This window comes from Pedobacter paludisoli, assembly GCF_052344095.1.
GTDB lineage: Bacteria > Bacteroidota > Bacteroidia > Sphingobacteriales > Sphingobacteriaceae > Pedobacter.
In genome coordinates this window covers 4,154,022-4,169,216 of sequence record NZ_CP179926.1, presented here as the reverse complement: position 1 = coordinate 4,169,216, position 15,195 = coordinate 4,154,022, and the positions used below count along the sequence as shown (strand labels likewise).

Sequence of the window (15,195 nt, the reverse complement as noted above, 5' to 3'; positions counted from 1 at the left end):
CTGAATTATTTATCGCCATGAGCGATAAATAATTCAGATTTTTTTTTATTTCCTTTTAAAAGACCAATATCCCTAACAAAAAAAAACAATTGAATAAAAATGAATTAATTCTTAATTTCATAAAAAAATCCCTATGAAACATTCATTCCTTTTTATTTTGTTAGCATTGCTCACTTTTAATTTAAAAGCTCAAACTTCGTCTGAAAAAGGCGATGTTGTACTAAAGACAAACGGAGAGCAAATGGTTGGCAAAGTGACCCAAGTTACAGACAACGATATCAGCTTCATTTACACAGGCGAAACAACCGTGTATGTTATTAAAAAAGCAGATGTTGCTAAAATTACCCATGCAAACGGTCGTGTTGAAACCTTTGCTACAGCAACACTTCCGGCTGAGGACAGAAAAAAAGACGCAGTAAGCATGCAAGCTACTCCGAATGATCATCATAACAAAATTGCTATTTTACCATTCACTTATTTATTTGACAATCAGCCAGGCGCACAAGAAATTGGATTAAAGGCACAAGAAGACACCTACCGTTATTTAAGCCAGCATGCTGCAGGATATACCATTATTGATCCGCGTACGACCAATGTGGCTTTAAACCAAGCTGGGGCCACGAAGGATAAAATCATGACCTTTACCATGAAAAATTTGTGCGACATACTGGGTGTTGAATACATTATTGATGGTTCTGTCATTCAAACAAAAGGTTATCAAACAACCAGCAACAGCGGAGGGAGCACCACTGATGTTAAGCGTGACGATAATGATAAGGTTAAAAAAGTTAATAACTACAACAACTCCTATACCAATACGGCCCAGCAATATAACGTGAAAGTAGACCTTCATATTTATATGGATAATAACGCCAGTATATACAACCAAAGTCATCAAGCACTCTTTAGCAATACCAACGGCGATTACAGCAGTCCACTGCAATATCTTTTAAAAAGATCTCCGTTGTACCGCAAATAACAAAAAACGTATCAAGCAAAAAGCCCACAAAATATCAATTCTGTGGGCTTTTCTTTTAACGATGAATGTTTAATTCATGAAACTTCCATCGCCTCTACGTCTGATGGGTGCTCCGTTACGTCCTTTTGCACCCGTCCATTTTTGCAAGTTTGCACTTACGCGAAACATAAAATAACGGCTTAAAGCATTCGATTTCGTATCGGTATAACTTCCGTCTACATTCGTATCGCGATTCACAAAATTATTCTGATTCAAAATATCAAACACCTGAATAGTAGTAGAAATTCGTCGGTGCCAGAAATCACGCTGTAGCGAACAATTTACCACGAAAGGATTGCTGGTGATATTGGCATTAATACCCGTAACAAAGTTCTTACTGGCACTGTATCCAAACTCAAATCCTTTTAAGAAATAAAACTTCCCATCGAGATTTAAAGCGGTGGTTTTGGTCTTATTGTCGGTTTTGGCATTGGTTGATAATGTACTCGCAGATTTTGTAAAATTAAACGAAGCAGATGGGTTTACTTCCATCCAATCGTTTGGTGTAATGCGTGGACCAAATTTTTCGTAAAAAACCCAGGTATTCGTCTCGTAAGAAATATTATTATTCATGGAAACACCATGGTTATATGAGAAATTCCCCCTAAAAGCCAAATTGTATTTTCGGTCGTTTAATTGTTTGTTAATGGAATAGTTTCCATTAACATTATAGTTCCCATCGATGTTTACATAGTGTGTTTCATTCAATTGACTATCATAAGGGCCGGCAATAACGACACGATTGGTTACCACTTTATTTTGAACGAATGTGGCGTTACCGTTAATAGAGTAATTTAATTTTAAGTTGGCAATGTAATTATTATAACTCGTATTAATAGAATGACTAAAAGCAACTTTCAAATCGGGGTTACCTACTACCGGATTTTGTGGATTAGACTCATCACGTACCGGCTGTATTTGATCAAAACTAGGTTCGTTTGCATTTCCTGAATAGTTTAACTGAACGCTGTGCTGTTTTGACCATAAATATTGGAAACGTGCAATTGGAATTAAATTAAAACTCTTACGTTGTGTGGTGGTTCCCAAACTGGCTTTGGTACCTTGCAAAATCGCAGGCACGGCTGTTAAGCCTGCAGAAAAACGAACTTTAGAATCGCTGTTTAACCCAGATCGATAATTTAACGCAATCCGCGATTGTGTAAACGAATATTCGTAAATATTACTTAATGAATCTACTAGTTGTTCCACTCCACCCGCATTAATATTGCTTGTAAGCGCCTTGTTGTCATACCCATTGTAATTTAACTGGGCGTTAAATTCAATTTGTGTGTTAAGGGTTAATGGTTCCACATAAGTAAAGCTACCGCGATAATTGCTCGTCATATTTTTACGTTCAATTAATCGATGTACCAATGAATCTTTCGTTGCCACATTTAAGGTATCGTAATATAAAATCCTGTTATTCTGTTCAGAAGTTGCATCCGACTCAGAATTTCCAAAAGTCAATTGGAATGACAAGTTTCTTCTCGGTTTTTTAAAAATATGTTGATAAAAAACGGTCGCGTTAATATTTGGACGTGAAGAAGTGCTTCTGCTCTCTCCATTGCGATCTTGACGTGTTTTGATGGTTTGAATGGTTTTCGAAATTGAACTGTTATAACTATCGCTCAATGTTATCCTAGGAGAAATGCGCAAAAAATTCGCACTATCAATATCATCCTCAAATTCAAAACTAAAATTATGCGATCGGGAAGTAGAGTTTCGCAAACTTTCACTTGAAGTATAGGTATTATAGGGAACGGTTGGACTAAAAGACTCGCTAAGGTTTGACGATTTATTGTTGTTATAATTAAAACTATAATTGGTATTAATTTTAATCTTTTTCCCCAATTGATCGCGATAAGAGAAAGAAGGACCAATAGATGTTGCAGTACCACCACTTCCACCAGAAGAACTGTTTCCACCACCTCCATTTCCGCCCCCGCGATTTCCTCCACCACGGCCACCGTTGCCACCTCCTCCAGAGTCGCCACCACTGTTTGCCACACCTGTTATAGTATTATTGGCACGTGCATTCACGCCGATTACTTGATCCTGATTTAATCGACTTGCAAATATTGATCCATCATACCGATTATTGTTTCCAACCCCAGCCCCTACTCGAAGTGTATTCCCTACCGACTTATCCGTTCGGGTTACAATATTTAATATCTTCTCAGGATCACCATCCTTTACACCTGTCCTGGCAGCCTCATCGCCATAATCATCTACAATTTGAATTTTATCTACGATTTCAGCTGGCAAGTTTTGAATAGCAGAACTTACATCGCCTCCCAAATACACTTTACCATTTATTTTTGCTTTTGCAATCGCATTTCCCTGATGGGTTAATGAACCGTCACTTCCGACTTCCATTCCTTCCATTTTTTTCAATAACTCATCAACTGTTGCATTTTCACGAACCACATAATCGCTCGCTTTGTATTCAACCGTATCGGTTTTATAAGTAATGGAAGGCGTTCCGTTAATGGTTACCTCGTTTAAGGTTTTCGAATCGTTCTTTAAAAAGATTGGGTCCATTATGATTCGTGGGGTCACATCGTTTTGCTTAAATTTTCCAACAAAAGTTTTATATCCCAGACTAGAAGCAGCCAACGTGTAGGTGGCATCTTTTACTTTTTTCAAGACAAAAATACCGTCATCGTTGGTAACAGTAGTCAATGTATCATGTGCAGAGGTTAAACGGATGGTAACTCCTGGCACCCCCAATTTGGAATCATCTTTAATAATTCCACTTACTTCACGTAGCGGAATAGGAGGAGGCGTTGTCTTCTTCGGTTGATTTTGGGCATATAGCGTAGAACCAAAACAAACCATTATCAGTACAGAAGCCAACAATTTGTAAAGATTAAAATTAGTTTTGGTAAATATTCTCTTCATATTTGGTTTTGGGGATAAATAAGGAATGAAAAGTCAAGCTTAGGTTATTCTATCAAGCTTGACTCCTTTTAGAATGGTTATTTTTTAAAAAGGGTGTATTTGTCCCAAAAATCAGTTGGTGACATTAAATCCTGGAAATCAGTACCTCCTCTAAATCCACCGCTACTTTGGAATCCTCCTCCACCTCCACGATTTCCGCCACCACCGTTTCCTCCGCCACCGCCGCGGTTTCCACCTCCAAATGAACCCATGGTTAAACCATTCAATTTAATTTGATAAGCCAGTTCTCTTGTATCGTCTTTCTTTAAACCTAACTTTGCAAGTGGCACCGCTAACTCATAGGTAAACAAGCCTGCGTCATCAAAAGAAGCCACTGTTTTAATGCTATACTCGTTGTAAATGGAAATGAGCGTATCTTGAATGCCTTTAAAATCTAAAACTTTTATTTCTTTAACAGTTTCGATTTGCGTTTTATGCAAAGCCAAAGCAATTGAGTCGCGCTGCTTCGCAGTTGTTTCCGTACGATTTTGACCTCCACCAAATGCACTACGGTTACTGCCACCTTGTCCTCCTCCGCGGCCAGCACGCTTAATCAGCGGATACGTAATAGATGGAACTTCCTTTTCCTTCTTCTTTCCATCAATATTGACGGTAAATGAAATCCCTCCCATCATAATTTTATTAATGGTAGCGGATTCTTTAGCTTTTACAATCAAATAAAGATTTTTATCGTCGTTTGCTAAAGCATAATCTAAGTTGGTACGTTTATTTTCTGTAAATGGTAAACTGGTCCATTCGTTAATATTTCCATCAATCCGGATTCCAGCAGGGGCTAAATTTCCTTTTTGGGCAGGCATTTTTTGTGCAAAAGCGCTGCAACATAAAATTGATGCAAAGACTGCTAAATACGTTTTTCTCATCGATCTTTTTTTAGGTTTCATTGGTTTGTTTTTACATAGACTATAAAATACACCAATGGCTTAACCATAAAAACAGCAGTTAAGCAAAAAACCAAGGCCAAATTTAAAAAACTTCTTAAAATCAACTCCTTACACGATTTCATAACTAAAATGTTACCCTAGAAAATCGAAAGAAGTACAAACGAGGACCAAATCCCTTAAAAATCAAGGCGCAGGATGGTCATCATCACCTTTGCTTTCAAAAAGAATGGTTTGTTTCGGATATGGAATGATAACTCCTTCTGCTTTAAAACAATCGTTTATCTTCATCATTAAATCACTTCTTACAGACTTATTCTCTCTGAAATTCTTAATCCAATAAACGAGTTCCAATTCAATGGCGGATTCACCAAAATTCATAAAAAACGCATTTGGTTCAGGGTGTTCAGCAATGCGGTCATCTTCAGTGGCAATTTTTTGTAGCAGGTTTTTGACTTTATCTAAATCGGAATTGTACTCGATAGTGATGGGTAATTTACAGCCCTTTCTATTTTTTCCTTTGCTCCAATTAATCAATTGATGGCTTAATAGTTCACCATTGGGTACAATTATATTGGGACCTTCAACACTAATAACCTCCGAACTTCTAAATCCGATGGATTTCATGGTGCAGAGTACTCCATTTACTTCAATTGTTTCACCTACATTTACAGTCCGCTCCAGCGAGATAATTAATCCGCTGATTAAATTATTCACCAAACCTTGTAATCCTAGGCCTATTCCCACACCTAAAGCACCAAATACAATAGTAAAACGATCTAACGGTATACCTGCTGCTGCACAGGCTAAAAACAATCCTCCAGAAATAATGAATATTCGAATCAACAACAACCAATTTCCCAAGGTTTTTGTTGGTTTAACATGTGTAGATCCATCCCCTATCGAATCAATTGCAAAATAAGAAATCAATTTTGATAGCACGACAGAGATAACCAGCACCATCATAAAGATGACGATACTCATAATTGAAAAACTATAATTGCCGATGGTACGATCATCATTCAAAAATGCTAGTAATGGTGCCGACAGACGGTTAAAGCCATAAAAATTACGGCCAACAACTAAGAACCATCCTAATACCAGTACCAAATAAAATGGCCAAGGAACCGTTTCTCCTATCTTTTCAAAATTCACATAAAACAATTTGTAATTTGGTTTTTTATAGGCCTTAAAAGCCATGCTTAATGTTTGATTTACCAAACGTAAATTCCACAAAAAAAGTAACGCGATTATCAGGCCCAGATAACCGGTAACCATTAATGTCTTCGCTAAATTAAATCTTCCGAATACATTTAAAAGAATTGCTAAAAACTGCATAATGGCCATGTAATAAATGGCGTAAACTAATTTTCGTTCTTTTAATTCATGAATAGGCCCTCGTGTAAGTACATTTATAGCGTAAATCAACCCAGAAAAAGATAGAGTCAGAATTAAATAACGCTCCAATCGGGATGCTTGAAGAATTAAGTTATCTAGTCCTGCAAATAAAAATAAGGTCACTACAATTAACCAAAATCTAAACCAATAACCGGTTATATGACCTTTCAGTATCTTGGTAAGGCAAACTATGCAAATAACCCATAAAGAGAAATCGAATACAAAAGGAATAAAGGGGAAAAAAAACTGAAACAAGCATATAAAAATCAACACGGTAGACAAAAAGGGGTGTTTAAAGACCAATTGTCCTTCAAAATTAGCGGCTAAAAGGTTATCTTCTTGAAGTTGATTTTTCAATGATTTTAAGAAATACCAGCCAATAAGGAGCCCTATAAGCATACAAAACAATTCCCAATTATGGTCTTGGCTATAATAATAAAATAAGAGCAATTCTTTCGAAATTGAAAATTTCATTATTTGACCTATTGGCCGCACATTTACGGCCTCGCCCCATAAATTAGAAAATTCGCGCTCCAATATTTTACCTGAAAGGGAAGCAGTAAGAATATCCAAATCTTCCGATTTAGATCGAATTTCTAACCCCAATAAATCAAACTTTTGCTGAAAATTCTCACTCCTTTTAGTAGCCAATTCCAAAGCACTATCAATTGGATTAATTTCTTTTGCCGTAACAACAATCCGTTTTAAAAAATTAATTACCGCAACAGAGTCTTTTGGAAAATATAATAAAGAAGGATCGAGAGAAGCTGAATCTATTTTGATTTTTATAGCTGTTATTCTATCAACATATTTGTCAACCACCAGCTTTTTCTCATTCACCCGTAATTCTAACTCTTCTAGAATGGATTTTGACACAGCTAAATTACGTTGTGTTTGGTAGGTGCCCACATTTACTAAAACCCCATCTTTCATCTCATTCAAGTTCGTATAACTTCGCTCAATGAATTTATTCAAATCAACCGTGTCGAGTTTTACTTTTAACAAGGTTTTGGCCTGCTCATTCAAAAGTTTTATGGTGCGCAAAACCTGGCGTTGTTTTATAAAAATACTTTCTTCTTTTAGCTTATTTATACTCCTAACAGACTCAGACTTCCATCCGGCTGCAACTCTTTTCATAAATTTTGATGAATCGTTTTGAGCAAATGAAATTTTACTTAGAAGAAGAAAAAGTAAAAACAAATAGTTTTTCATAGAATTTGATAGAGATTCAGATAACTAAATGTAAAGAAATATTCTATCAAATAATAATCACAACCCCTGTCCAATTTCAGTAAAGCTAAAAAATGCTTTGCCAAGATAGTAGCAGATTCTCCCTTGAATTGATAAATAAATTAGTATTTTCGACTATTGCTTATTTATTAATATCAAGGATACCGCAAATATCCATTACAAAAATTTTTGTATGCTCTTATCTAAATCCTCACTTGAAAAATTTTCAAAATTCATAGTAAGAAAAGAATGTATCGTAGGACTTTTCATCCTTTTGGCTTTTCTTTCAGGATTAAAGCAATATCTACATCATAGTTATAACAACTACCTCATTTTTAAATACGTTTACTGGCATACTGTCGATTTCAAAAACCTCTATGATGCGTATCCAGAATATCAAGATTCGAATCACTATGGGCCTTTGTTTTCAATTTTCATAGCACCATTTGCCCTACTTCCCGATAGTGTGGGTACTATTTTATGGAACATTGCGAATGTGCTTATATTGCTATGGGGCATTTATAGCTTACCGCTATCTTTAAAAAAACGCTCCTTAATTGCGTTAATTTCAGCCCACGAAACTCTTACCGCACTCTTTAGTTTCCAATTTAATGTAGCCTTAACAGGGCTCATTTTATTAAGTTTCTCGTATCTATACCAGAAAAAGGAAAGTAGGTCGGCATTTTTTATTGCGTTGGGCACGCTTATTAAATTGTATGGAATAGTGGGTTTGGCTTTTTTCTTTTTTAGTCAAAACAAGCTAAAGTTTATCCTCTTTGGCTTAGGAGCTTTGGCTGTACTCTTTATTTTGCCGATGGCAATTTCATCGCCACAATTTATTATTCAATCGTATGCAGATTGGTATCATTCGCTGGTGCATAAAAATGAAATAAATGCATCGCTTGTATCCTTTCAAGATATTTCTGTTATGGGCATGGCACGTCGAATTTCCGGAAATATTAACCTTCCCAATGGCCCTTTTTTGCTCGTTGGCATACTTTTATTCGCATTACCGTATTGTCGAATCCAGCAATTTAAACACCTAGGTTTTCAATTGATGCTTGTTGCTTCAACCCTTATTTTTACGGTAATTTTTAGCAGTGGATCAGAATCACCCACGTATGTAATCGCTTTTGTAGGTGTTGCTATTTGGTTCATCATCCAGCCAAATCCGAAATCCAAATGGAGCATCGCCTTGTTTATTTTTGCATTTTTTTTAACAAGTTTATCGCCTACCGATGTTTTTCCACGTTCTGTAAAAGAATTTATTCGGTTACATTCGCTTAAAGCCTTACCTTGCACCATTATTTGGCTAACGATTGTATATCAAATGATGAAAACCGACTTCAAATCTTATCTGAGTACCGAATAAATGAAAAAATTAGTTTCAATTATTATCCCTGCCTACAACGAAGCCGATAATATTTTGGTTATTACCGAAAACATTAAACAAATTTTTGAGTCAGTTCCCTACGCATATGAAATTATTTTAGTGGATGACGGCAGTTCAGATGCTACGATCGAAAACATCAAAAAATTAGCCAGCGAACACGAAAACATTTTTTTTCTCGAATTTTCAAGAAATTTCGGTCATCAGCTTGCGGTAAAAGCGGGTTTAGATCATGCCTATGGAGATTGTGTCATTTCGATGGATTGCGATATGCAACATCCCCCTGAGTTAATCCCTACATTACTCGAAAAATGGGAAGCAGGGTATGAAGTAGTTTACACAGTAAGAGAAGAAGATAAAGCACTTTCTAAGGGTAAAAGAAGCTCTTCCAACTTGTTTTATTCCATTCTTAATTGGTTATCAGACATTGATTTAGAAAAAGGTGCCGCCGATTTTCGTTTAATGGATCAAAAAGTTGTAAACGTTTTTAGGAACTTTCATGAAAACGAACCTTTTTTACGGGGTTTGGTAAAGTGGTTAGGTTTTAAACAGTATGCTGTTCAGTATTTTCCGGCTGCTCGTTTCTCTGGAAAAAGTAAATATACCCTAAAAAAAATGTTTCGCTTGGCCCTGCAAGGGGTAACCTCTTTCAGTATTAAACCACTGTATTCGGCCGTTTATTTAGGTTTTATCTTTTCTTTGGCATCTGTTTTATACATTCCGTATGTTATCTTTGCCTTTATCAATCATGTGGAGGTTTCAGGCTGGGCATCGGTTATCATGACCATTGTTTTCTTTGGAGGTTTACAACTCATCATTTTGGGAATCATTGGCATTTATGTGGGCAAAATGTTCATGCAGAGTAAAAATCGCCCAAATTATATTATACGCAACACCAACATTTCCGCTAAATAATGATCCTTTTAAGTTTTGATATTGAAGAGTTCGACATGCCATTTGAATATGGAAAAGATATTTCTTTTGCTGATCAAATTGCTATTTCACGAGCTGGAACCATTGAAATTTTAAATTTACTCGATAAGCATCAGGTAAAAGCAACCTTTTTTTGCACCGTAACATTTGCCGAAAATATCCCCGACTTAATTAAGCGAATCACTTCCTCGGGGCATGAATTGGCTTCGCATGGATATTATCACTCCGATTTTAAGCCAGAACATTTACTTCAATCTAAACGCAAATTAGAAGAACTATCTGGCGAAGAAATTATCGGTTATCGGATGGCCCGTATGATGCCTGTTGACGAAAAAGAAATTAATCAAGCAGGTTACCAATACAACACTTCTATTAACCCTACCTATTTACCAGGTCGCTATAATAATTTAGGCATTTCACGCCGCTACTTTAAAAAAGAAAATGTTTGGCAAATTCCGGCATCTGTAAGCCCTATTTTTCGCTTCCCATTGTTTTGGTTATCTTTTCATAATTTGCCTTTAGCAGTGTATAAATTTTTTGCTAAATGGACCTATTCACACGATAATTACTTGAATATTTATTTCCACCCTTGGGAATTTACTGATTTAAGTGATTTCGACCGATTTGGTTTCCCTGGCTATGTACGCAAAAACACGGGCAAGGAAATGATTGCAAGAATGGATAATTTCATTGCTTGGATGAAACAAAAAGAGTATCCTTTTGGCACCTTTAAACAGTTCATCAAAAAATTTCTTTCCGAAACAAAATAAAATCCTTTTCGCCATTTTATTTGTATAAAAACGAATACAAGATTGAACACGTTATTTTTCAAATATCGGAAATAAGTACCAATCAAACGTTTGACTTATATTTTAATCAGATAATTTAGATATACTTTCTTTCCTGTTGATGGGGCAAGATTCAAGCCCTAAAGAATACATCCACACCCTATTTTCTGTGCAGAAGATATTCAAAATAAATCAAACGTTTGCGCATTTAATTGAAATTCGAATTCAATACATTAGATAAAAAGAAAATATCATTTGCCTAACTTCTATCCTTACCTAAGCAACTGATTTTGTACCTTTTAAACTAATTAACAAAAATACATAACTAATCTAATTATCCTTATTATGAAGAAAAGACTAATGCTTGCTTCAGGAGTCATGCTGTGCTTTGGCTTACTCAACGGTTGTAAAAAATCAAACAGTAGCGAAGAATCTACAACGAGTACATTCTCTACAAAAAATCGTAATCTAGCGGTTAACTCCAATCCGAATCTCTTAACCACTGTGGGTACAAACGTTCAAGAATTTAACGAACTTAAAGATGCAGCACAAGAAACGACTCGATTACGCATAAAAGAACATCATTGGACAGATTTTGATCCAACCGGCTTCTATGTGCCTGCCAACACTACGCTTAATATTACTGTTGATCAACTCGCTGGAAGTAACCTACCGAAACTGATTATCGGGACCTACTATCGGTACAGAGGTACACAAAATAATGGGGTTCCAACCATCGTACAATTAACAGCCGGCGTAAATACCATCAATTCTGGAACATACGGAGGTATTCTTTGGGTACGTTACACCACTACCGGAACGCCAAGCAGCAGTGCCCGCTTAACGTTCAATAGCGGTCATGTGAAAGTCCCTATGTTTATTAAAAATCAAACAACTCCAACCGACTGGAGCAATCAATTAACAACGTACACAACACCTGATGTTTTACTCATTGGCGATTATGTATACCAAGTATATGCACGTACACGAGCCATTAACTATCTTCCACAAGACAATAATTTTGTTTTAAGCATTGCAGATAGCGTTTGGAAAGGACAAAGCGATTATAGCGGCATAGATAATTCAGCAGCTCAACACATGGATAATGTTCATAATAGAATGTTAGTATGCGAAACCGATTATTCAACCGGAACTGGGGGTGCCTATGCCGATCATTACGCCGTGTACTTTAAACCCTCAAACATTGCAAATGCATTTACTCCCGCAATAGCTACTGGCTGGGGAATGTGGCACGAATTTGGGCACCAGCATCAATCAAATAATTGGACCTGGAACGGATTGGAAGAGGTAACGGTTAATGTTTATTCACTTTATAGCGAACGTATGCTAGGCATCACACCTTCACGCTTAAAAACAGATAATAGATGGCCTGCTATTTTAAGCTACGTTAACAACCCAAGTACTACAAAAAACTACAACTCAGGACCTGATGCATGGGTGCGCTTAGGGATGTTTCAACAATTATGGTTGGCATACGGCGATTCATTTTTCACAACTTTAGACAAAAAAGCACGCAATGAACCGTACCTAACACAAACCCCTACAACCAAAATGCGTTGGTTTTTACTTTCTGCAAGTATTATTGCGGGTGAAAACTTAGGCCCTTTCTTTAAAAAATGGGGCATTCCAGTTACCGCAAGTGTTTACACCGAAGTAGATAACCTTGGTTTACCTGCTCCTGCTGTAGACCCAAGTACATTAAGCGAATAACTCCACTTCAATAAATAAAAAAGGCTTGCTATGAAAAATCATAACAAGCCTTTTTCTGTTGAAGCATTTACCTATTGTTTATAGGTTTCAGCTAATTTAAGTGCGTTGTATACATTTACAATTCCACCACTTACACATATCTCTAAAAAAGGAACGCGCATAGTTTCATCACGCTCATTTTTGTATTTAACCTTATGAAATACTTTTGAGGCCGAACGAATTAAAATTGTTCGTACATCCTCCGGTGATAACTCTGGGTAATAACTTAAAAGTAATGCTGCTACTCCGGCAACTACCGGCGATGCCATACTTGTACCGTCCTCTTCTTTATATTTATTCTCCGGAACAGTTGAATTGATCATAAAACCCGGAGCAAAAATATCCACATTGTATTTCCCATAATTCGAAAAATCAGCTTTTAAATTTTCATCGTCCTTGTATGCACTAGCTCCTACCTCAATCCAGTTATTAACATGCGGCAACGCAAACTGAGCCAAATCCACCGTAGGAGCCTTTGGAGTAGCTGTGCGCGAATCCATAGGAGGACGCATACCATTCTGATTCATTCTTAATTGTTGCGGATCAAAATCAGCCTTTTCCGGTTTCTTATGTGTCTTATTATACGCATCGGATTCTTTACTATCCAAATATTTAGTAGGATAATTTGCCGTTAAATCATTATCCTGATTATCATTTCCAGCAGCATGAACCAACAAAACCTGTTTGCTCTCTGCATATTTAATAGCCTCATCAACAACTTTCTTATCCCACTTATACGCCTTACCAAAACTCATATTGATAACTTTGGCTCCATTATCAACCGCATACCGAATTCCATTGGCAACATCCTTATCCCTTTCATCCCCTGTCGGCACTACACGAATTGCCATAATTTCAACAGCATTGGCTATCCCTTTAATTCCAATGTTATTCACTCTATTGGCCGCAATAATACCCGAAACATGTGTACCATGCAAAGCATCGGGTCCTTTTACATCTGGATTTCCATAAACCGTTTCGTTTGAATTTGAATAATCGTCTCCAACCAATTCCGCGCGCATGTCATATTTAGGGTTTAAGTTATACCTCAGCATGGCATCATACTGCTCGTAGCCATCCTTTATATTTTGATAAAACTTGTCAAAACTACCATCTTCTCTAGAGCCTTTTCTAATAATTGATTTAATCGCTTCTTCCCGTTCGTCAGTAGGTTCATACTTATCAATATCAGCTAATGTAGGATGTGCATTTCCTCGAACCTTCAAAACAGAATCCACTATCTTGGTAATACTTTGTAAAATTGAAAAAGTCTCACTTGCATCGTTATACTTCTGACCAAAATCACTAACTAATTTTTTGTAAAGTTTATATTCATCCTTTTCTGCACTATCCAAAGGAGTTAAATTCGTTACCGCTTGATACTTCGGACGATAAATACGCAGCAACCTCACCATTTCCAAGTTATCAAATTGCAAATTACCTTTCTTAGAGCCAATAAAATTCCAGCCATGAATATCATCCACATAGCCGTTTCCATCATCGTCAATACCATTATTAGGAATCTCTTTAGTATTGGTCCACAAAACATCCTTTAAATCTTCATGAGCGATATCAACACCACCATCAATTACAGCCACTACCACCTTCTGTTTAGGCTTTTTATCTTTTAGCAACTCACGATAAGCCTTATCTGCGCTAATTCCAAAAAAGCCATTCTCTTGCAAATCCAAATTATACCAATTCGCAGGCAAAACGATGTCTTTACTCTGAGCAAAAGAAAATAAATGATAACAACAGAAAGCTACGAGAATAAATAAGCGTCTAAAAATCATATGTAGGAAAAAAATAAGTACTCAAAATACAATAATACACAATTCTAAAAGCAGGGAATAAAATTTAGCATATTTTAACAAAGAATAGTATCATCCTTTTTCGTAAAGCAAGGCTTTTGCTACTATCAACGTTCGTCCCGCTTTCCGTTCCAATCTTTTTGTGGAAGCCGGTCGCGCCATTCCATTTGGTACTACAAAAAGGATTTCCACAACAATCGGGTTTAAAGCCGAAGGTATCTGCTAATCTTTAAAGGTATCGTGTCCTAAGCGCAGCGAAACAACCATATTAACGATGCTGCTTACCAATAATTGATTGAAGGAGGAATACTCCGTGGTTACGGAGCTAAAAGTATTCTTTATAAGAGATACTTTCCGAATAATCGGAACACGTTGTGCCGCAGTAGGACAGATTTTTTGAGAAACATGCTATTAAAACAAACGTTCAAAAAGCAGCCAGTAACCGAAGGACGCCTGTCAATCCCAAGCAGCGGGAGAAAACAAAAACAGGAGCAGAAACATTCAATTGAGTACCACCAAGCATTGTTCCATTCAGTTTTGTGGCAATAATTAATATTGGTTACAAAACCAATCGCCACAAAACCAGCGATCTTGTTTTTGCTTTGAGTAGTGGCCTCGCGGGTAAAGCTGCCTAGCCGGAACTACAAAGGCTTTTGGTTACTTTTGGCCCACAAAAGTAAATGCCCTGCCGGCAAGAGGCAAGCAAAGGAAATAGGAAGGGTAAAAGTCAATGGTTACCAAAAGGTTTAACATTTATGAAAAGAGAAGCTTCCTTCCTCAGCCTTCAGCAAGGTGTGTTAAGTTTCGTTTAGAAATGCTTATAAACAAGAATACCCTTCAGCTTTCGCTAAAGGGTATCTTTAAGATTTGGCACCGACCTACTCTCCCACGTGTTACCGCAGTACCATTGGCTCTGGTGGGCTTAACTTCTCTGTTCGGAATGGGAAGAGGTGGACACCACCGATATAGGCACCTAAATGTTTTTATATAAGGTGTAAGGGGTTTAGCTTTAAGGTAT

At 36.8% G+C, this 15,195-nt stretch carries 9 protein-coding genes and 1 rRNA gene; 5 read left to right on the top strand and 5 right to left on the bottom strand.

Annotated features, from left to right (window positions below; genetic code table 11):
- The first annotated feature begins 133 nt into the window (after nt 1-133).
- On the top strand, nt 134-979 hold the full coding sequence (locus ACJVDK_RS17150) for a hypothetical protein (RefSeq protein ID WP_443937885.1): 846 nt from the start codon (nt 134-136) through the stop codon (nt 977-979).
- 69 nt (nt 980-1,048) lie between these two features.
- Here the strand turns inward: ACJVDK_RS17150 and ACJVDK_RS17145 are convergent, their stop codons facing one another.
- From ACJVDK_RS17145 to ACJVDK_RS17135, 3 genes are all read right to left on the bottom strand, one after another.
- Nucleotides 1,049-3,919, bottom strand: a complete 2,871-nt coding sequence (locus tag ACJVDK_RS17145; protein WP_443937884.1) for an outer membrane beta-barrel protein — start codon at nt 3,917-3,919, stop codon at nt 1,049-1,051.
- A gap of 77 nt (nt 3,920-3,996) precedes the next feature.
- Nucleotides 3,997-4,839, bottom strand: coding sequence for a hypothetical protein (locus ACJVDK_RS17140; protein ID WP_443937883.1), 843 nt, complete (start codon nt 4,837-4,839; stop codon nt 3,997-3,999).
- Between the two features lie 204 nt (nt 4,840-5,043).
- Nucleotides 5,044-7,392, bottom strand: a complete 2,349-nt coding sequence (locus ACJVDK_RS17135; RefSeq protein WP_443937882.1) for a mechanosensitive ion channel family protein — start codon at nt 7,390-7,392, stop codon at nt 5,044-5,046.
- Between the two features lie 286 nt (nt 7,393-7,678).
- On the opposite strand from ACJVDK_RS17135, the gene ACJVDK_RS17130 reads away from it, so the two are divergent.
- The 4 genes from ACJVDK_RS17130 to ACJVDK_RS17115 all read left to right on the top strand — a co-directional run bounded on the left by ACJVDK_RS17130 (nt 7,679) and on the right by ACJVDK_RS17115 (nt 12,327).
- A complete protein-coding gene (locus tag ACJVDK_RS17130) occupies nt 7,679-8,857 on the top strand; it encodes a glycosyltransferase family 87 protein (protein WP_443937881.1) in 1,179 nt (392 codons plus the stop codon).
- Complete coding sequence (locus tag ACJVDK_RS17125) at nt 8,858-9,790, top strand: glycosyltransferase family 2 protein (RefSeq protein ID WP_443937880.1); 933 nt, start codon at nt 8,858-8,860, stop codon at nt 9,788-9,790.
- The gene (locus ACJVDK_RS17120; protein ID WP_443937879.1) at nt 9,790-10,578 is read left to right on the top strand and encodes a polysaccharide deacetylase family protein; all 789 of its coding nucleotides are present in this window, start codon (nt 9,790-9,792) and stop codon (nt 10,576-10,578) included. The genes ACJVDK_RS17125 and ACJVDK_RS17120 overlap by 1 nt, the downstream gene beginning before the upstream one ends.
- A 363-nt stretch (nt 10,579-10,941) precedes the next feature.
- Complete coding sequence (locus ACJVDK_RS17115; protein WP_443937878.1) at nt 10,942-12,327, top strand: M60 family metallopeptidase; 1,386 nt, start codon at nt 10,942-10,944, stop codon at nt 12,325-12,327.
- A 71-nt stretch (nt 12,328-12,398) separates the two neighbouring features.
- Here the strand turns inward: ACJVDK_RS17115 and ACJVDK_RS17110 are convergent, their stop codons facing one another.
- Entirely contained in the window at nt 12,399-14,078 is a 1,680-nt protein-coding gene (locus ACJVDK_RS17110; protein ID WP_443937877.1) for a S8 family peptidase, read from the bottom strand.
- A gap of 964 nt (nt 14,079-15,042) precedes the next feature.
- A 5S ribosomal RNA gene (gene rrf, locus ACJVDK_RS17105) occupies nt 15,043-15,154 on the bottom strand.
- Between the last annotated feature and the right edge of the window lie 41 nt (nt 15,155-15,195).